Here is a 19,907-nt window from a genome sequence, read left to right on the forward strand (position 1 = left end):
AAGTATACTGGTTAAGTTGAAGTTAGAAGGCATGAATACAAAAATGAACCGAATTAACCTAATATTCTGCCATGTGAATTAAAATTAAACGTTTGGAGGGATGGCAAATGGGCATCTATACACGAACAGGTGATGAAGGACAAACTTCGGTCATCGGTGGACGGGTTATCAAAGATGATGACCGGGTGGAAGCTTATGGCACTATAGATGAGTTGAATTGTTTTGTCGGCCAGGCGATCAGTCTGATTGATGATGCAGAGGGGAAATTCGAGGATTTGCGCGAACATTTGCTGGAGGTACAGCAGGAATTGTTTGATTGCGGGTCGGATCTGGCATTTGTGAAAATTAGCGAAACCAAGTACAAGGTACGGGATGACATGGTTACCCGGCTTGAACAATGGATAGACCAGTACGATGCAGAGAACCCCAAAGTGGAACGGTTTATTATCCCTGGCGGCAGTCCGCTGTCTTCAGCACTTCATGTATGCCGTACGGTATGCCGCCGTGCAGAACGCCGTGCCGTAACATTGGGGCAGCATACAGATATTAATCCTTCGGTACGTCGTTATTTGAACCGCCTGTCGGATTATTTTTTCGTTGTAGCACGGACCGCCAATGCCAGACAGCAGGTGTCGGATATTGAATATGTACGGAGCAAAAAAGTGTTCCGCCGCAAAGAATGAGCGGATATTATTCGCCAATCGTCTACACGATTCCTGAACAGGAAGATGGCTGGCTGCTGAAAACCGTGCTTCAGCGTCGGCTGCAGGTGTCACGCAAGCTCTTATCAAGGCTTAAGCTCACGGAGCAGGGAGTCATGTTAAATGGAGAACGCGTGTATATCAGCGTCAAAGTATCCGCAGGCGATGTACTGGAGATTCGAATGGAACAGGAGGAATCCGATGACATTCTGCCAGAGTCCATTCCTTTTACCATTTTGTACGAAGATGAGCATCTGCTCATCGTTAACAAGGATGCCGGCGTAATTGTGCATCCGACACATGGACATTATACAGGGACATTAGCCAATGGGGTTGTTCATTACTGGAAGTCCAAAGGAGAACGTTTCCGCTTTAGGCCTATTCATCGATTGGATCAGGAGACATCCGGGGTACTGGCCATTGCCAAAAATCCGTACGTGCACCAGCATGTGTCTGAACAAATGATCGCAGGAACGGTGGATAAAAAGTATATCGCTTTTGTCCATGGATCCCCAGTTCCTGAGCAGGGTTCCATTGATGGTGCCATCGACCGTGATCCCGAGGAGCCCCATCGACGTATTGTCACGCCTGACGGTTACGCAGCGAGAACACTATACACCACGATAACAAGGTGGGCTGGTGGGACTGCAAGTGCGGTAAACCTGAAGCTGGAGAGCGGCAGAACCCATCAGATTCGTGTACATATGACGTCTGTCGGATGTCCGCTGATCGGCGATCGAATGTACAAGACACTACCTGCAGATGAGATTGATGAGCAGACGGCTGCATTGCGAGAAGAACGGGACTTGTGGATCAATCGCCAGGCATTGCATGCCTGCGAGCTGTCGTTTGTACATCCCCTTACACAGGAACGCATGACGTTCCATGCACCGCTTCCTGCAGATATGGCTGCACTGGAGAAGCGTTTGAATGATGAGGCAGCTCCCCGAGAAGAGTTGAAGTAGTTTTCGAATCTATAGTTTTAATCATTTTTAGACGTATTGCGATGGTATCGATTTGGAGTGACTTTTGAATTTGCGAAGCAAACCAAGGGAAGCGAGAAATCAAAACCGGAGCAGCTCTAGGAGGAACATTTGTAATGAGTAATCTGAAAGTATACCAGTATGCCAAATGCGGCACTTGCCGCAAAGCTGTAAAATGGCTTGAAGCTCAAGGACATGAGCTGGAGTTAATCCCCATTTTCGACACACCGCCATCCGAAGCCGAATTAACCGATCTCATTCAGAAGAGCGGACTTGAAGTGAAGAAGTTTTTTAATACAAGTGGTGAGGTGTATAAGGAGCAGCAATTGAAGGACAAGCTGCCTGGCATGTCTTCAGAAGAACAGATTCGTCTGCTCTCTTCCAATGGTCGTCTGATTAAACGTCCAATTGTTACGGATGGGGAAAAGGTGACTGTGGGATTCAAGGAAGATACGTATGAACAGGAATGGACCAACGCATAAATAAGGACCGATTAGTGTGTTTGTCCGATTCTATATGAAGTGGCAATACCAGCCCTGAATTGTTCAAAATTCAGGGCTTTTTTGGCTGAACGATGCTTGGCGGAACTATGCTATAATGATAGAATTAGTTTCGATATTTTATTTGCTATATAAGTTGAATTTAACATTTACATGGGAACGGAAAGTGCAGAACCAATCTGGAGAAGCGGAGCGTTCGCCTTTATCCCCTGATTTTTCCCTTTGGAGAAGGGATTCAAAAAAATCAGGGGATAACAGTGATCGGAAGATGGTACTGCAATTGGAGTGGTCTAGTGTAATTCGTTAGTTTGAGTTATATAGAACCAGGATAGGAGAGAACAAAATCAAGTGAATCAACGTAATGAACCTACTTTGTTGCTGGTAGACGGTATGGCAGTGTTGTTCCGGGCATTCTACGCGACATCTGCAAGCGGATATATCAGACGTACAAAGGCAGGATTGCCAACCAACGCGGTATACGGATTTATCCGTTATTTCTGGGATGCGGTTCAGACTTTCGGACCAAGTCATGTGGTATGCTGCTGGGATATGGGAGGCAAGACGTTTCGCGGTGAAGAATATGCGGCATACAAAGGCAATCGCCCAGAAGCACCGAATGATTTGATTCCCCAGTTTGCACTGATCCGTGAGGTTATGGACAGCCTGGGTATTCCAAATATTGGAGCAGAGGGATATGAAGCCGATGATTGCATCGGTACACTGGCCAAGTATTACACCGAGCAGACCGAGATGAACGTGATGGTGCTGACCGGTGACCACGATATGCTGCAGCTGATCAATGACCGCACAAGCATTATTATTATGAAAAAGGGTCATGGCAACTACATGGTATACACCCCTGAATCTCTCATGGCAGAGAAGCAGCTGACACCTCGTCAAGTGATTGATATGAAGGGTCTGATGGGAGATGCAAGTGACAATTATCCGGGTGTACGTGGTATTGGTGAGAAAACGGCTCTGAAGCTTGTGCAGGAATACGGCTCTATTGAGGGAATCCTGGATAATCTGGATAAGCTGACACCTTCGGTGCGCAGCAAGATCGAGAACGATCTCGACATGCTGCACCTGTCCCGCAAACTGGCAGAGATTCACTGCGCTGTTCCGGTTGCCTGTGCACTGGATGTATGTGAATTGCGTCTTGATCCGGATATGGTGATGGACAAGTTTGAACAACTTGAGATGAAGAGCCTGGGCTCTTGGATGGGAGTGGCAATAGGGTGAGCAACATGCAGACAAAACGGGCCGGTAGAAAGTGGTGGACAGGGGCTATGGCCCTCGTCCTGGCTTTGCCGGTATTACTATCAGGCGCAGTAAGCGCTCCGCAAACAGCTGATGCAAAAGCGGCAATCAGCACCAAAGTACAGAAAGTAAAAGCAGCAGGACGAAATTTCACCGTACAAACGGTAAGCATTCCCAAAGGAACACCGGTGACTGTAGGATTAGCCAAAAAACAGGTGGGTCAAACGGCCACATTGCCTTCAATTGTGAAAGCTTATGGCGCCCAAGCTGCCATTAACGGCGCTTTTTTTGAAGCTTACAATGGAGCACCAGATCCTTACGGCATGTTAATAGCAAATGGAAAAGTTATACATATTGGGCGATACGGAACAACGATTGGTTTTAAGGAAGATGGTACAGCCATTATGGATTCACTTCAGGTAAGTCTTACAGGCAAAGTTACCGATTCAACAGGTAAATCACGCAGCTGGTATGCAACATTCATCAACCGTACGCCTTCCGCGAGTGCGAGCATTTCCATGCTGTACACCCCAGAACGCGGCCCAAAGGTCGGATTTAAAGGCGGTATTGCGGTTGTGATGGAAAAAGGGATTGTCACCAAAAAAGTGGCAAATAACAATGTGGCGATTCCGAAGAACGGGTCTGTATTGGTCTTCACGGGCAATCAGAAATCCTCTGCCGACCGCTTCACCGTAGGTTCAACAGTGGAAATGAATTATAAGTATACCAATGCAGCAGGCAAAGAAATCCCTTGGCAGGATGTGGTTACTGCCGTTGGTGCTGGCCCCCGTCTGGTGAAAGACGGTAAAATCGCCGTGAATCCAATAAGCGAAGGCTTCAAGGATACCAAAATTCTGAATGCCTCGGGGGCCAGAAGCGGGATTGCCATCATGGCAGACGGTTCGATCATGCTGGCAACCGTTTCGGGAGCGACAATCAAAGAGTGGGCGGCAGTCATGCAGAAGCTGGGTGCCAAGCAGGCGATGAATCTGGATGGTGGTGCATCCTCAGGGATGTATGCGGGTGGTAAGATGCTGACATCACCAGGGCGTCTGTTAAGTAATACACTTGTTTTTGGTGGCTCAGTCCGTTAAAGAACAGTTTATGAATGGGAGGTATGAAGCAGATGACACTCACACCTGATCAACAGCCAGCGGAGCAGGATACAGCTGTTCTTGCCATCAATGTGGGACAGCCTCAGCCCCTGCCTGGCCAGAAGCGTGAAGTGCTCAGCGGCATTGTGAAACATCCCGTATCCGGCCCGGTTTTCCTGTCATTCACTGGAATGACGGGAGATGCCCAGGCGGATCTGGTGAATCACGGGGGACCGGATAAGGCTGTTTGTGTATACGATTACAGTCGATATTCTGTGCTCGAACAACTGATGAATCGCAAGCTGGACTGGGGAGCCTTTGGTGAAAATTTGACGGTTAAAGGGTGTCCTGAGGATCAAGTACGGATTGGTGATGTATTTGAACTTGGCGGAGCCGCGGTACAGATTAGCCAGCCAAGACAACCCTGCTTCAAGCTCGCTGCCCGGTATGATTTCAAAGAGCTGCCTGTATATTTTCAGGAGAGCGGCTATACCGGATTTTATTTTCGTGTGCTGCAGGAGGGGGAAGTGGCACCTGCCTCTGCATTGCGGCGAATCCGCACCAATCCTGCATCCATGACTGTTCTTGAAGCCAACCGAATCATGCATCAGGGGAGGAAGGATGCTGCGGGAATGGGTGCACTACTGGCCATTCCAGAGCTGTCAGATAGCTGGAGGCAGACGTTATTGAAACGTTTGGACAAGCTGGAGAGCGGGCAATAGTTCTTCACCATATCATCGTCCAGAAACAAAAAAATGAATTCCATTTTAAACTAACTTGGGAGTGTGACTAACTTGACGATTTTAGGCGCAATTGAAGCTGGAGGAACCAAATTTGTATGTGGTATCGGTACAGAAAACGGAGAGGTGCTTGAACGGGTAAGCTTTCCTACAACGACACCGGAAGAAACGATGGCGCAAGTTATCGCATTTTTTGAAGGCAAGGGGATCGAAGCCTTGGGTGTAGGCTCTTTTGGCCCGATTGACCCGATTGAAGGAAGTCCTACCTATGGTTACATTACAACTACACCGAAGCCTCATTGGGGTCAGTATGATCTCATTGGCAAACTCAAGGAACATTTTGATGTGCCGATGACATTTGATACGGATGTGAACGGGGCGGCGCTCGGCGAAGCGACCTGGGGAGCAGCACAGGGGCTTGAGAGCTGCCTTTATATTACTGTTGGAACAGGGATCGGTGCTGGTGCCGTTGTAGGCGGCAAAATGGTGCATGGTTTGTCTCACCCTGAGATGGGTCATATTATTGTGCGCAGACATCCTGAGGATACATATGAAGGCTTCTGTCCGTACCATGGGGATTGTCTGGAAGGCCTTGCAGCTGGCCCGGCGATCAACAAACGTTGGGAGCAGCCAGCATACGAACTGCCCGCAGATCACAAAGCCTGGGAGATTGAAGCTCACTATCTGGCACACGCACTCATGAATTATGTACTAATTCTCTCTCCGCAAAAAATTGTAATGGGTGGCGGTGTGATGAAGCAGGAGCATCTTTTCCCTATGGTACGCAGCAAATTGCAGGAGCTGTTGGCTGGATATGTTCAGCACCCTGCTCTTCACTCCGGTATCGACGAGTATGTTGTTCCGCCAGGTCTGGGCGATAACGCCGGACTGTGCGGCTCGCTGGCTTTGGCAAAATTGGCATTGATCAAGTAAATACTTTTATCATCAAATGGTTGACGAATTTTTCCATTGTGGTAAGATATGAGCAACAGCATAATACGGTTAATGAGGAAGCACCTCTCTTGCATGAATTTGCAGGAGAGGTGTTTTTTTTGTTGCCCGAAGGCGGCTCATTTAACTGTGAATAGCTGCAATATTGAGGAGGGGAAACCAATGGAAGTTATTTTTATGAACAGATTGTCCAAATTGTCCGGTCAGCATGAAGAACACGCTCAGTTATGGATTGGCGAGGAAGAAGGTGCCTGGCACCTTGGGTGGAGTCGTTATGAGGAAGGGGATCGAGAAGACAGCAGCTGGTATGAGGGGAGCTCATGGGATGAACTGCTTCATATTTACCGCCACCAGTTGGCGATCCAGATGAGCGAAGGATATCGTCCACTGATTCAGGGACTCTTTCACGAAAGTGAGGATTTAAAGTCACGCAGTTATGGGGGACAGCGTCTCCATTGTTATAGTGAACGTTATGGGAATGAAGAGCTGTATGCAGATCTGTGCACATGGCGTAGAAGGAGAGCCGCAGCTGACCGGAAGGCGCCCTATTTTATTGCAACGAATCGTTTGCTGCGCATGATCAGCGCATTTGTTCCACAAACGATGGATGAGCTGATGCAGTTACCGGGTGTTGGGGAGAGCAAGGCAAATGAATATGGGCAGGAGTGGATGGAGCTTACGAGCGGGGTAGAACGTTCGACCGCATTTCCTCTCGATTGGGTACAGTCTGTTTTGTCCGAAGATGAATATGAGAGCTGGTTATACAAACAGAAAGAGCAGAAATACAAGCAGGAGCTGGACAAGTTCACCACCCGCAAGCAGGTGCTTGAGGGCATGAAGGAAGGATACACGCTTGAAGAGATTGTGAATCGCTCCGGATTGTCCCGCAGGGAGCTAATCGAACTGCTGGAGACACTTGATCTGGAAGGCTATGAAACGGATAGTCTTTTGGACGCGGAACTCGCGGTCATGCCCGAGCAGGAGCAGGAGGCCGTTTGGAATGCATACGAAGAACTAGGAGATAGCTTCCTGAAACCCGTATTACATAAAGTTTATGGTGGAGATAAGCCAGGTGGAGGTAATCTGGAGCAGGTATATGAGAGATTGCGCATGATACGCATTCGGTTCCGGAGACATGCAGAGGCGGAGCGGAATGCTGGATAAGAACCAAAGATAGAGTGACAAAAGTTACGCAAAAGCCAAAAAAGACGAAGCAGTCTCTCCCTGAAAAGGAGCGCTTCGTCTTTCTATTTGGTACGTTCAGTTCAAATCCAATCTTTTTTACGGAAAATAAAGAACATGCTTAAGCCCAGGGTTACCATCAGGCCAATGACGACAAAATATCCATACTTCCAGTCCAGCTCAGGCATGTTCGTGAAGTTCATCCCGTAGATCCCGGTGATGACCGTCAGGGGCATGAACACCGTTGTAATGGCGGTAAACACACGCATGATTTCATTCGCCCGGTTGGCGATACTGGATTGGTAAGCTTCTCGCAAGTTCCCCATCAGGTCCCGATAGGTCTCAAATGTCTCCGATATTTTCACGGCATTCTCATAGATGTCACTGAAGTACTTTTGCAGTTGATCATCGATCAGCCGCAAGTCTTTTTTATTGAGCGTATTAATAACCTCTTTTTGAGGCCCCAGCACCTTTTTGAGCCACAGAATCTCACTGCGCAGCCCGATAATTTCATTCAGATGGGATTTCTTGGTGTGCATCAGAATATCTTCTTCGAGCTTCTCGATGCGTGCTTCAATCCGGTCTCCGACCGTAAAGTAGTTATCCACAATCAAGTCGACCAGCAGATACAGGAGACGATCGGGTGTACTGACTTCCTGTTCCCACAGAATTGGCTTCAATGTACGAAGTTCGCTGACTTTCTGCTTCGTCACACTGATGATAAAATGTCTGCCAAGAAACAGGTTGACGGCACGTAAAAAGATCTCTTCATCATCAAAACGAATACTGTTGATTACAATAAAATAATGGCTCTCATAAATTTCAATCTTCGGGCGCTGTTCTTCATCACTCAAACAGTCCTCTACAGCCAGATCATGCATCATAAACAGCGGTTGAAGCACCGCCAGATCATCCACGTCTGCATCGATCCAGTAAAATCCCTCTGCTGGTGGCGTCAGCGCCTGCTGGATATCGTCCACCGGGATAAATACACCGTTGTTTACCAACCGGATTTTCATCGTTCATCCACTCCTTCTGCACCCGCCAAACAGGCGGATTTTCATCAATATGGGCGCAAAAAGAACAGATCAGCCGGTCGGCAGCGGAGCCTGGAGGTCAGGACTGCGTTCGCTCTATAAACAAACGGAAGTAACGTCCCGCTGCCGGCATGCTGATGTCAATTCTCTATGCAGTTTGTCGGAATACGGCTGACAGTCAGGCCTCGGGTCGCCATCCATTGAATATGTCACCTCTCACATAAGGGTATGCAACACTTGTTTAGTATACCGCTGGTACATGGTGCTTTCAAGCGCAAAAATGTGTCTATTTCGCGCCCTGAAGCAGTGTATGACAGCGAGAGACAAACGGTTCCGGCCTACATGAACAGACACAAAACTACATGCTTGACGTGAGAGGATTAATGTTTTAAAGTAGACGGTGAACCACACTAAGCACACAATTGAATATGGCGAAATCTTATCAAGAGTAGGTGGAGGGACTGGCCCGATGAAACCCGGCAACCGGCGGTATACCGCACGGTGCTAATTCTTGCAGCGACTAAGTGTCCAAGGAGACACTGTTGTAACTGAGAGATGAGAGAGGCGCATATCTATTTACATATGACCTTTCTCGGAATCCGAGAAAGGTCTTTGTTATATGCACCGACTTCTCAGCACTGATTTTCGCTACGAAACTTGAGTTTGTCACATGTGAGGGTTTCAATTCCAACCATCCCTGTAGACAAGCTCATGGCTGCCTAACGCTGAATTGACGCGAACACATCAAGCCAGCGGGCTGCATCTATCTATGCACAAGGAGGAGTTGTACATCATGCCAATCAAAATACCAGACACATTGCCTGCCAAGGAAGTCCTTGCAGGAGAGAACATTTTTGTCATGGACGAGACACATGCTTATCAGCAGGATATTCGTCCACTACGCATTGCTATATTAAACCTGATGCCTACCAAAGAAACGACAGAAACCCAGCTGCTGCGTCTCGTGGGGAACACCCCGATTCAAGTGGATATCGTCCTGGTACATCCCAAATCGCATACGTCGAAGAACACGTCACAGGAGTATCTGAATCTTTTCTACAAAACCTTTGACGAGATTGAACATCGCCGTTTTGACGGGATGATCATTACAGGTGCACCGGTGGAGCAGATGGATTTCGAAGACGTCAATTATTGGAAGGAAATTCAGGAAATCTTCGAGTGGACCAAAACCAATGTGACTTCGACCATGCATATATGTTGGGCTTCCCAGGCTGGACTGTACCATCATTTTGATGTACCTAAGGTCGCGCTGGATGAGAAGTGCTTTGGCGTATTTCCACATACGATCAACAAATCTCATGTGCCGCTGCTGCGTGGGTTTGATGAAGTGTTTAACGTTCCTCATTCCCGTCACACTGAAGTGCGGCGTGAGGATATTGAGAAAAACGAAAAGCTCGAAATTTTGGCTGAATCAGAGGAAGCAGGCATCTTCCTGGTTGCAACCAAAGACGGCAAGCAAATTTTTGTGACAGGGCATGCAGAGTATGATCCATTGTCTCTGAAATGGGAATATGACCGTGATGCATCCAAAGGATTGGATATCGCCTTGCCAAAGCACTATTTTCCAAACGACGATCCATCCCGTGTTCCTCCGGCAACCTGGCGGGCACATGCAAACTTATTATTCTCTAATTGGCTCAATTACTATGTGTACCAGGAAACGCCTTACGACATTGGCCCGCAAATCTAATCGAGATTACAGGAGGATGCTGCAATGGAAGACAATAAGTTGAAAATCGAGAGCCGCTTGGCTCAAATCGGGTCCGTTAATGAACCGGTGACAGGTGCCGTGAATTTTCCAATCTATCAATCGACAGCGTTTCGTCATCCGAAGCTTGGACAGAGCACAGGTTTTGATTATATTCGTACAACTAATCCAACCCGTAAGGTGTTAGAAGAAGCAGCAGCTGCACTGGAATCTGGCGATGCTGGTTTTGCCTGTAGTTCGGGCATGGCAGCCCTGCAAACCATCTTTGCGATGTTTGGACAGGGAGATCATCTGATTGTATCGCTGGATCTGTATGGAGGAACGTATCGTTTGCTTGAGCGCATCCTGTCCCGTTTCGGCGTGACCGCAAGTTATGTGGACACCAATGATATAGCGGCAATGGAAAGTATTCGTCAGCCGAATACCAAGGCCGTATTTATCGAGACGCCAACCAACCCACTTATGATGATTACGGATATCGAGGCGGTCAGCGCTTGGGCGAAAAGCCATAACCTGCTGACCATCGTGGACAATACGCTGCTGACTCCATTTTTCCAACGTCCTATTGAGCTCGGAGCAGATATTATTATCCATAGCGCAACCAAATATCTGGGTGGACACAACGATGTGCTGGCTGGATTGATCATTACCAAGGGTGAAGAGTTGTCGGCCGAAATGGCATTCCTGCATAACTCCATTGGTGCAGTGTTATCTCCAAGCGATTCCTATCAGTTAATGAAAGGCATGAAGACTTTGGCGCTTCGGATGGAGCGTCATGAGTATAATTCACTCACCATTGCCAAATATCTGCTGGAACATCCAGCTGTGGGTGAAGTGTATCATCCGGGTTTGTCGGATCATCCAGGATATGAAGTACAGAAAAAACAGTCCAGAGGTAATACAGGCATATTCTCATTTAAAGTCAAGGATGCCCGTTATGTTGAACCATTGCTGCGACATATCAAGCTGATAGCTTTTGCCGAGAGTCTTGGCGGGGTTGAATCGTTGATGACGTATCCTGCTGTGCAGACGCATGCGGATATACCACTTGAGATACGTGATGCTGTGGGTGTCGATGATCGTTTGCTGCGGTTCTCCGTTGGTATTGAGCATGCAGACGACCTGATTGCAGATTTGGGCAACGCCCTGGAAGCTGCACAGCGCGAGGTTGAAGGAGGCGTACATCATGAGTGAGCAGAACAACAAGCCCAATTCCAATGATCATTCACCTGAATTGAAATTTGATACCAAGCTGCTGCATTTCGGTGACGAAGTAGATAAAACGACTGGTGCTTCCAGTGTGCCGATCTATCAGGCGTCCACTTTCCATCATTTTGACATCTTTAATCCACCGCAGCATGATTACAGCCGTTCAGGTAATCCTACACGACAGGCATTGGAAGATTACATCACCCTGCTTGAGGGCGGGGCCCGGGGATTCGCTTACTCTTCAGGTATGGCTGCGATCTCCAGTGTATTCCTTATGTTCTCGGCAGGAGACCACATGATTGTGACGGAAGATGTGTATGGGGGAACATATCGCCTGCTCACGTCGATCCTTAGCCGGATGCAAATTGAGACGACGTTTGTGGATATGACCAATATCGAAGAAGTGAAAGCGGCCATTAAACCGAATACGAAAGCTGTATATATGGAGACACCTTCAAACCCAACGCTCCGGATTACAGACATCGCTGCTGTCACATCCTGGGCACAGGAACATGAACTGATTACAATTCTTGATAACACATTCATGACGCCATATTATCAGCGCCCGATTGAGCTTGGCGTGGATATTGTCGTACATAGCGCAACCAAGTTTCTGGGCGGACACAGTGACGTGCTTGCAGGACTTGCGGTTGCCCGTACCGAATCGCTGGGAAGACAACTCAAGCAGCTTCAAAATGGGCTTGGTACCGTGCTCGGAGCTCAAGAATCCTGGCTTTTGATGCGCGGCATGAAGACACTTGGAGCCCGTATGGCACACAGTGAACAGAGCACAGCCAAGCTGGCGGCTTGGCTCAGCGGACGAAGTGATATTACGGCCGTATACTATCCGGGACTGCTGGATCATCCGGGCCGTGAGGCTCACGAGCGCCAGTCCACGGGATATGGGGCGGTTGTCTCATTTGATGTTGGCTCAGGTGATCGTGCCAAAGCAGTGCTGAATCGAGTCAAGCTTCCAATCGTTGCGGTCAGTCTCGGTGCGGTAGAGAGTATTCTGTCCTATCCTGCTATGATGTCGCATGCAGCCATGCCTGCTGAGGTTCGACGAGATCGCGGAATTACCGACGGATTGCTGCGTTTCTCTGTTGGCTTGGAAGATATTGACGATCTGATTGCTGATCTGGATCAAGCTCTCCAGGAATCATAATAGATACGTTCTGAATGAGTTACAAACACAGTTAAGTCTAAAAGAGCTGGAATTATAATAGAATGAATATGTAAATATGTTTACTTATTTTTAAAGCACCTGTTCATAAGGTGCTTTTTTTCACATGTAACCTGTGTTACGATAGACAGAGTACAGAAATGCGATGTTGCCACCAGAACTTGCAAGCCCTGCGTCTTTTGCATAAATCCAAAGAAACAGTCTTTTAATTACAAAGATATGGATCGAAACGGTCCAATTCGTCTAGATCTTGTACGCAAGCGTTTGGAATCGAATTATGCATCAGGCTGGCAAATATACAAGTCGGGACGGATCGTGAACATATTTCTCTTCATGAGGGAGGCTTTTTTACGATGAGTACGGTAGACCGTATCTTAGATAAAGCCCTTCGGGGCGAACGTTTAGACCTGGAAGACACGATTCAGCTGTTTGAATCGAACGAAGTCGACAAAATCGGGGCAGCTGCCAATGTTATTATGAAACGCATGCATCCTGAACCATACAGAACATTTGTCATCGGGCGTAACGTCAACTACACCAACGTGTGTGATGTGTACTGCCGTTTTTGTGCTTTCTATCGCAGACCTGGATCAGACGAAGGGTATGTATTACCAGATGAAGTGATCTTCCAGAAAATTCAGGAAACACAAGATGTGAACGGGACCGAGATTCTGATGCAGGGCGGAACAAACCCTAACCTTCCTTTCAGCTATTACACGGACCTGCTGAAAGCTATCAAGGAACGTTTTCCTGACATTACAATGCACTCCTTCTCGCCAGCTGAAATTATGAAAATGGTAGAAGTATCTGATGGCCTTACATTGGAAGAAGTGGTTCGTGCCATTCACGAAGCTGGACTGGACTCCTTGCCAGGTGGAGGCGCTGAAATTTTGGATGACCGTACACGCCGCAAAATCAGCCGTTTGAAGGGTTCATGGCGCGACTGGATGGACGTGATGCAAACCGCACACCGGATCGGAATGAACACAACAGCAACAATGGTCATCGGATTGGGTGAATCGATGGAAGAGCGTGCGCTGCATTTGCTTCGTGTGCGTGAGGCCCAGGACGAGTGTATTGCCAACAAGTATGACTCGGAAGGTTTCCTCGCATTCATTCCGTGGACGTTCCAACCGGATAATACGAATCTGAAACTGGAGCGCCAAACGCCGGAAGAGTATCTGAAGACGGTTGCGATCAGCCGACTTGTACTCGATAATATCAAAAACATTCAATCTTCATGGGTAACCATGGGTCCAGAAATTGGTAAAAAATCACTCGAATTTGGCTGCAATGATTTCGGCAGCACGATGATTGAAGAGAATGTGGTATCTGCTGCAGGTGCTACATACAAAGTCAACATTGGCTCAATCCTGCAACTTATTCGTGAGGCTGGTTATATTCCGGCACAGCGCAATACGAGATATGATATTTTGCGCATGTTTGATGAAGAAGAGAACTCTGTTCAGCAAGATTTTGTCATGCAGAACTAATAAGTTTATATCCATAGGTGTTAAAATTAAAGATCACTGGTTACTCATATTATGGGGATCAGTGGTCTTTTTGTTGGTTACTGCTGGTGGTTACTCCCTCTTAAGATCTGTCCCAGGTCATGAAAGAGTACATATTACGCATTTGACGATATTTTATAATGATATTGAACTGATAAAATGAAAGAAACCTGGGTAACAGACATGCTGGGAAGGGGCAAGCCAATGAAGAAAAGAATACTTGGAAAGACCGGTTTGGAAGTACCTGTATTGAGCTTTGGGGCGTCTTCTCTGGGTTCTGTATTTCGCGACATTGACCGTGAAGAAGGTATTCGTACGGTACATGCAGCACTGGATGCAGGAATGAATTATATAGACGTATCCCCTTATTATGGTCTGACAAAGGCTGAGGCGGTACTTGGAGAAGCAATCCGCAGCCAGCCGCGCAGTTCTTTTATTTTATCTACCAAGGCCGGACGTTATGGGGAGAATGAGTTTGATTTTTCACGTAAGCGCATTCAGGAAAGTGTGCAGGAGAGTTTGAACCGATTGCATACCGATTATATTGATATTCTTTTCCTGCATGATATTGAGTTTGTACCGGCAGAGGTCATTCTTGAAGAAGCCTATCCAACCTTGCTGCGTTTGAAAGAGCAGGGCGTGATTCGTCATGCAGGGATCTGCGGACTGCCACTGCCCATGTTCGAGAAAGTGCTGCCGCAGATTGATGCAGATGCCATCATCTCGTATTGCCACTATGCATTGAATGATACATCATTACTGTCCTTGCTGCCCCTATTGGAAAAAGAGGGAATTGGCCTTGTCAATGCTTCACCTCTATCCATGGGCTTATTAAGCACGAGAGGCACGCCTGCCTGGCATCCTGCAGAGGAGCGCATCAAGCGAGCCTGTTTGAAAGCTGCACAATTCTGTGCAGAGCAAGGCACGGATATCGCTAAGCTGGCTGTACAGTATGCAACGGCAAATGAACAAATTCCAACCACACTGGTCAGCAGTGCGAGTGAACTCAATATCCGCAATAATGCGGCATGGGTAGATGAACCGCTGGATGAAGAGATGCTGGCAGAAGTACTGCGCATTCTCGCACCAATTCACAACGAGACTTGGTCAAGTGGTCGTCCCGAGTATAACGAACAGCTGCAGAATGCATCGAAGGAGGAACAGTGATGAAGGCCGTTGTGTGTGAAGAGATCAATCGATTGGTATTAAAGGATATTGACGAGCCCGTTCGTAATGAAAATGAGGCTATTGTATCGATAAGACGGATTGGAATCTGCGGGACGGATTTGCACGCGTATAAGGGCAATCAGCCCTTTTTCACCTACCCACGAATTCTGGGGCATGAACTGGCAGGGATCATTGACGACATTGGCCCCAATACAGCTGGTTTTCAAGCTGGGGATCAGGTAAGCATTATTCCTTATTTACACTGTGGGCAATGTATTGCCTGTCGAAACGGTAAAACCAATTGCTGTGCATCCATGCAGGTCATGGGTGTACATGTGGATGGGGGGATGCGCGAGAAAATTAGTGTACCTGTCTCACATCTAATTAAGGCAGAAGGATTGACACTGGATGAAACGGCGATGGTTGAACCACTGAGTATCGGTGCACATGCCGTCAGAAGAGCACGACTGCAGCCTGGGGAACAAGTCGTTGTGATTGGCGCAGGACCGATCGGCCTTGGAGTAATGGCTTTTGCCAAACAGGCAGGGGCGCGAGTTATAGCCGTTGATCGGAACCGGGACCGGTTGGAACTAAGCCGAATCTGGGCAGGGGCGGATGTTCTAATTCAGGCCTCGGATCAGGCAGTGGAGCAGGTCGCCGAAGTGACGGAGGGAGATTACGCTACAGCCGTATTTGATGCAACGGGTAATGTAGAGTCGATGAATGATGCGATTCGATATGTAGCTCATGGGGGGCAATTGGTTTATGTAGGTTTGGTCAAAGCGGATATTACGTTTCATGATCCCGAATTTCACAAACGTGAGATGAGTATTCTGGGCAGCCGAAATGCTACGCGAACGGATTTTGAGCAGGTGATGTCAATCTTACAGCAGAAGAAGCTCAGCATGGATGGGTACATTACGCATCGGGAGCATTTCACTCGGCTGCCTTCCTCCATGGACAAGTGGTTGCTTCCAAATTCGCATGTGGTGAAAGCGATAGTTGAACTGTAATCATGGAGCACTAGAAATTGAAAAAACGTTGATAAAACAAAAAACTCTCTCTAAACCTGGAGTGGTAACATATCACAGGGCATAGAGAGAGTTTAGTTTATTTCAGGCCTTCTTCATTCATGGTTATTTCTCCGAATGAGTGACAATTCCCGCGTGGGGATCAATATGTCGCACAATGGATTTCAACCAGACCATTTCCAGAAAATGAACTTCATAGTACAATGCCCCTGGGATGTTCTGAACCCATCCTTCAGCAGGAACGGAAGAAGCCAGATCAGTAGATGGTGAGGGAGAACCGGGTTCACGGCGCAGACGTTTCCGGACTGCTTTTTCAACCTGTGAGCTTTGTGTAGTCAAAATGTACAGTTTGCGTGTGGACGAAAATCCACGGAATGCAATATATACCATTTCATAAGCAATGAGATAGGCAATGACAGAGTACATGGCTTGATCCCAGCCGAAGACAACACCAGCGGCTGTCAGAATCAGCAAGTTGAGCAGCATGATTATTTTTTCGATAAGCATCCGTTTCCCGCTAAATATTCGTTCAGGTGGCCGGGAAGACGGATCACCGATTTCCAGCGTATCCAGTGTCCCGCCATACCGCACCACAAGTCCGATTCCAACACCCAGACATAATCCGCCGAACATGGCGGCAGCCAGTGGATGTTCAACCAGCGGCGGCATGGGATGAAGCACGATGGCACCGATCGAAAAGACAACCAGACCCAGCACAGTAACGAGTACAAATTTCTTTTGCACAAGCCTGTAGGATAAAAATATAAAGGGAACATTGAACAAAAACAGGAACAATCCAATCCTCATCTCGGTCCAATGGGCGAACAGAGATGATATGCCTGTGATGCCTCCAATAATGATCTTATTAGGGTGCAAGAACAATTCAAGTCCCACGGAGGCCAGAATCCCGCCTACAATCACCAGTAAAAGATTCAATAAGCGACGAGTGGATGATATTCTGGTCTTGGCGGTTTGTGGCACCGGATTAGCCGATATCAGAGGTGCTTTCATATGTCATCCTCCTTTGTGCGGCTGGCGAGCCATTCTCCCTGGGTTAATCACAGAAAGATCGGCGAAGAGCCGCTGGTTACGATCACATGCCTATTCTGCACAGGCACGGGTGTTATCCTTCTTTCTGTAAAACCTTCGGTTCCTCTTTCTTTTTCCGAGGATCTTTGAACTTGAATATTTTATCCAATATTTTAAACACATGTTTGGACTCTTTCGTCAGCAGTGGTCCAAGAATGGCCAGAATCAGTACATATAGCGCGGCGAACGGCTGGAGAAGCGGTAAAAGTCCACCAGCTTTACCCATGTTGGCCATGATTATCGAGAATTCACCACGGGATACAATGGTTAATCCTATATTGGCAGAAGCTTTTGGAGACAGTCCTGCACTGCGCCCGGCGAGCATGCCTGCCAGGAAGTTACCAAATAGAGTAATGACAACAGCAATCAATGCCAGCCATACGGCTTCGCCACCAAGGGACAGCGGATCAATGGACAATCCGAAGCTGAAGAAGAAGATGGCTCCGAAAAAGTCACGGAACGGCAGAATCAGATGTTCAATCCGTTTGGCATGTTCTGTCTCCGCAAGGACCAGACCAACCAGCAACGCACCAATCGCTTCAGCCACGTGAATGGTTTCAGAGAACCCGGCTACAAGGAACAATGCACCGAAAATCACAAGGGAAAACAGCTCGTTGGAGCGTATTTTAAGCAATTTATTGAGCAGTGGTGTCGCTTTGCGACCGAGAATGATAACAATGAGCATGAATCCAAGTGCAACAAGCGCGGATACGATGACACCTCCGATAGAGGATGAATCACTGAGTACCAATCCGGACAGGATGGAGATGTACACGGCAAGAAACACGTCTTCAAACATGATAATGCCGAGAATCATTTCCGTTTCCGGGTTGGCCGTACGTTTCAAATCAACTAGCACCTTGGCTACGATGGCGCTGGAGGATATGGTTGTGATCCCTGCAATAACAAGCGCTTCAGCAGGCGGGAAATCGGATGCAAATCCGAAAATCAATCCGAGTGTAAAGTTAATCGCGATATAGATCGAACCGCCGACGGCAATGGACTTACCCGATTTGATCAGACGACCAACCGAGAATTCAAGTCCCAGATAAAACAGCAGGAACAGGATTCCGATCCGGCCCATAAATTCGATAAAAGGCTGACTTTCAATAAAACGGAAGTCCAAATGCCATATTTTCATGGCATGTGGCCCAACGGCCATCCCGATCAGAATGTAAAACGGGACGACCGAAAAACGTAATTTGGCTGATAAGAGTCCAGCCGCTGCAATAAGCACGAGAGCCAGACCCACTTCAAAAATCAGATGATCCATCGACTCACCCCCTTCCGGTCAGGAGGAGGGATTTGAAGAGTTTCTGCTGGTTGCGTTCGCCAACGGCAACAACTGTTGATTCAGCAGTAATCACGACCTCAGGACCGGGGCTGATATGTTTTTTGTGGTTTTTCTCTACAACGGCAATAACCGTTGCCCCAGAGTTTTGACGTACATCCAATTCACCGATGGATTTGCCGATACTTCCGTAGGAGGATTCGACTTTGTACCATTCGATAATCAGATCGTCAAATGTAACTTCAATGTTCTCCAGCTGTTTTGGCTTATAAGTCAATCCGCCAACGATAGCGGCAATTTGTCTGGCTTCATAATCATCAAGCGTGATCATGGAGATGCTTTGATCGGGATCGTCGTATTCAAAATGGTACATTTCCCGACGTCCGTCATCATGAATAATGATCACAATTTTATCTCCGCTGCTCGTTTCCACCTGAAATTTTTTGCCGATTCCCGGCAAATCAGTTTCGCGTACATCCATGGTTAGTGTGCCTCCTTAAATTGAGGGCTGGCCACAGGAGACAGGCTTATTTCCCGAAAATAGAATGATCTGTATTTGAAAGGAACATTAAATGATGCGGGCAAACAGAGCCAGGTACTCCTGACACACAGCCGTTTACATTGAAATTTGAACAAAAGTGGACATAACAAATACAATATCGTTAATAAATAAAATCTGTCGTTATTTAACGTTTGCTGAAAGGGTTATGAGTTATGCACAAGCACACCGTCTATTTGGACAGAGGTGTCTCTATGCATGGCGACCAAACATACGGTGCAACGCCTAGCGAAGAGCGTTTACGTATCTCGGTGCAGTAGGGGCGAGGGACAAATACATACTGGTGAATTTAATGGGTAGCAGAAATAATCTGCGCTTAAACAGACAAATCAACGGTTTAAAGGGCAGACGCGGAGTAGGAATTCGCAGCATCAGCAACAAGGCAAGCACCAAAAATACAGGCTTGTTATTCGTCACTGCAATCAGCTTGACCATCACTTGTGAATATTTGCGGATGGCAGGTTTTTGCTGAGCCTCGGGTATTTGCAATAACACTTCCTTGTTGGAAGTGGCATCAATGGAAACACCAACAGCGGATTCTGTCTGCATCGGAATAGGGAAGCACAACGCTTGGAACAAACACAAAATGATGATTAAAGCACTGCGGAGCATTCTTGGTTGTTGTCTCATTTTGGCTTCCCCCCCTTTTCCGTGAAACATACTGTTATCAAAATAATAACACATTTTTGT

The 19,907-nt window shown here is 47.4% G+C and carries 20 protein-coding genes and 1 riboswitch; of the genes, 15 read left to right on the forward strand and 5 right to left on the reverse strand.

The annotated features are described in order from the left end of the window. The first annotated feature begins 107 nt into the window (after nt 1–107). The 8 genes from HP552_RS32855 (at nt 108) to HP552_RS32890 (ending at nt 7,393) form a co-directional block, all read left to right on the forward strand. A complete protein-coding gene (locus HP552_RS32855) occupies nt 108–683 on the forward strand; it encodes a cob(I)yrinic acid a,c-diamide adenosyltransferase (protein ID WP_175399520.1) in 576 nt (191 codons plus the stop codon). Continuing rightward, complete coding sequence (locus HP552_RS32860) at nt 680–1,666, forward strand: RluA family pseudouridine synthase (protein ID WP_175399521.1); 987 nt, start codon at nt 680–682, stop codon at nt 1,664–1,666. Before HP552_RS32855 ends, HP552_RS32860 begins: the two co-directional genes overlap by 4 nt. 134 nt (nt 1,667–1,800) lie before the next feature. Further along, nucleotides 1,801–2,166, forward strand: coding sequence for an arsenate reductase family protein (locus tag HP552_RS32865; protein WP_175399522.1), 366 nt, complete (start codon nt 1,801–1,803; stop codon nt 2,164–2,166). 366 nt (nt 2,167–2,532) lie between these two features. Then, nucleotides 2,533–3,426, forward strand: coding sequence for a 5'-3' exonuclease (locus HP552_RS32870; RefSeq protein WP_175399523.1), 894 nt, complete (start codon nt 2,533–2,535; stop codon nt 3,424–3,426). Nucleotides 3,427–3,431: 5 nt separating this feature from the next. Next, the gene (locus HP552_RS32875; protein ID WP_217506636.1) at nt 3,432–4,538 is read left to right on the forward strand and encodes a phosphodiester glycosidase family protein; all 1,107 of its coding nucleotides are present in this window, start codon (nt 3,432–3,434) and stop codon (nt 4,536–4,538) included. 32 nt (nt 4,539–4,570) lie between these two features. After that, nucleotides 4,571–5,260 carry an MOSC domain-containing protein gene (locus tag HP552_RS32880; protein ID WP_175399525.1) on the forward strand — a complete coding sequence of 230 codons (690 nt, stop codon included), beginning with the start codon at nt 4,571–4,573 and terminating at the stop codon, nt 5,258–5,260. Nucleotides 5,261–5,332: 72 nt separating this feature from the next. Beyond that, nucleotides 5,333–6,211, forward strand: a complete 879-nt coding sequence (locus tag HP552_RS32885; RefSeq protein WP_217506637.1) for an ROK family protein — start codon at nt 5,333–5,335, stop codon at nt 6,209–6,211. 180 nt (nt 6,212–6,391) lie between these two features. Continuing rightward, nucleotides 6,392–7,393 (forward strand): HRDC domain-containing protein, encoded by a 1,002-nt coding sequence (locus tag HP552_RS32890; protein WP_175399526.1) that lies wholly within the window; start codon nt 6,392–6,394, stop codon nt 7,391–7,393. Between the two features lie 101 nt (nt 7,394–7,494). Here HP552_RS32890 and corA read toward each other — a convergent pair whose 3' ends face one another. Continuing rightward, nucleotides 7,495–8,430, reverse strand: coding sequence for a magnesium/cobalt transporter CorA (gene corA, locus HP552_RS32895; RefSeq protein WP_175399527.1), 936 nt, complete (start codon nt 8,428–8,430; stop codon nt 7,495–7,497). A gap of 49 nt (nt 8,431–8,479) precedes the next feature. Here corA and HP552_RS32900 point away from each other — a divergent pair, with 49 nt between their 5' ends. From HP552_RS32900 to HP552_RS32930, 7 genes are all read left to right on the forward strand, one after another. Continuing rightward, nucleotides 8,480–8,623, forward strand: a complete 144-nt coding sequence (locus HP552_RS32900) for a hypothetical protein (RefSeq protein ID WP_175399528.1) — start codon at nt 8,480–8,482, stop codon at nt 8,621–8,623. 261 nt (nt 8,624–8,884) lie between these two features. Next, nucleotides 8,885–9,010: riboswitch (SAM riboswitch) on the forward strand. Nucleotides 9,011–9,241: 231 nt separating this feature from the next. Next, the gene (gene metA / locus HP552_RS32905; RefSeq protein ID WP_175399529.1) at nt 9,242–10,159 is read left to right on the forward strand and encodes a homoserine O-acetyltransferase MetA; all 918 of its coding nucleotides are present in this window, start codon (nt 9,242–9,244) and stop codon (nt 10,157–10,159) included. 24 nt (nt 10,160–10,183) lie between these two features. Then, complete coding sequence (locus tag HP552_RS32910; protein WP_175399530.1) at nt 10,184–11,371, forward strand: PLP-dependent transferase; 1,188 nt, start codon at nt 10,184–10,186, stop codon at nt 11,369–11,371. Beyond that, nucleotides 11,364–12,551: a trans-sulfuration enzyme family protein gene (locus HP552_RS32915; protein ID WP_175399531.1), complete on the forward strand. Its 1,188-nt coding sequence runs from the start codon at nt 11,364–11,366 to the stop codon at nt 12,549–12,551. Before HP552_RS32910 ends, HP552_RS32915 begins: the two co-directional genes overlap by 8 nt. 371 nt (nt 12,552–12,922) lie before the next feature. Beyond that, nucleotides 12,923–14,062 carry a cyclic dehypoxanthinyl futalosine synthase gene (gene mqnC / locus HP552_RS32920; RefSeq protein WP_175399532.1) on the forward strand — a complete coding sequence of 380 codons (1,140 nt, stop codon included), beginning with the start codon at nt 12,923–12,925 and terminating at the stop codon, nt 14,060–14,062. Between the two features lie 222 nt (nt 14,063–14,284). Beyond that, nucleotides 14,285–15,247 (forward strand): aldo/keto reductase, encoded by a 963-nt coding sequence (locus HP552_RS32925; protein WP_175399533.1) that lies wholly within the window; start codon nt 14,285–14,287, stop codon nt 15,245–15,247. Beyond that, a complete protein-coding gene (locus HP552_RS32930) occupies nt 15,247–16,260 on the forward strand; it encodes a zinc-binding alcohol dehydrogenase family protein (RefSeq protein WP_175399534.1) in 1,014 nt (337 codons plus the stop codon). Before HP552_RS32925 ends, HP552_RS32930 begins: the two co-directional genes overlap by 1 nt. Nucleotides 16,261–16,383: 123 nt before the next feature. Here HP552_RS32930 and HP552_RS32935 read toward each other — a convergent pair whose 3' ends face one another. The 4 genes from HP552_RS32935 to HP552_RS32950 form a co-directional block, all read right to left on the reverse strand. Further along, complete coding sequence (locus tag HP552_RS32935) at nt 16,384–17,289, reverse strand: YitT family protein (RefSeq protein WP_175399535.1); 906 nt, start codon at nt 17,287–17,289, stop codon at nt 16,384–16,386. 112 nt (nt 17,290–17,401) lie between these two features. After that, on the reverse strand, nt 17,402–18,640 hold the full coding sequence (locus HP552_RS32940; RefSeq protein WP_175399536.1) for a cation:proton antiporter: 1,239 nt from the start codon (nt 18,638–18,640) through the stop codon (nt 17,402–17,404). A 4-nt stretch (nt 18,641–18,644) separates the two neighbouring features. Beyond that, a complete protein-coding gene (locus HP552_RS32945) occupies nt 18,645–19,139 on the reverse strand; it encodes a cation:proton antiporter regulatory subunit (RefSeq protein ID WP_175399537.1) in 495 nt (164 codons plus the stop codon). Between the two features lie 303 nt (nt 19,140–19,442). Beyond that, nucleotides 19,443–19,847, reverse strand: a complete 405-nt coding sequence (locus tag HP552_RS32950) for a hypothetical protein (protein WP_175399538.1) — start codon at nt 19,845–19,847, stop codon at nt 19,443–19,445. Nucleotides 19,848–19,907 lie beyond the last annotated feature (60 nt).

Source organism: Paenibacillus xylanilyticus, assembly GCF_013359935.1.
GTDB classification, from domain to species: domain Bacteria; phylum Bacillota; class Bacilli; order Paenibacillales; family Paenibacillaceae; genus Paenibacillus; species Paenibacillus xylanilyticus.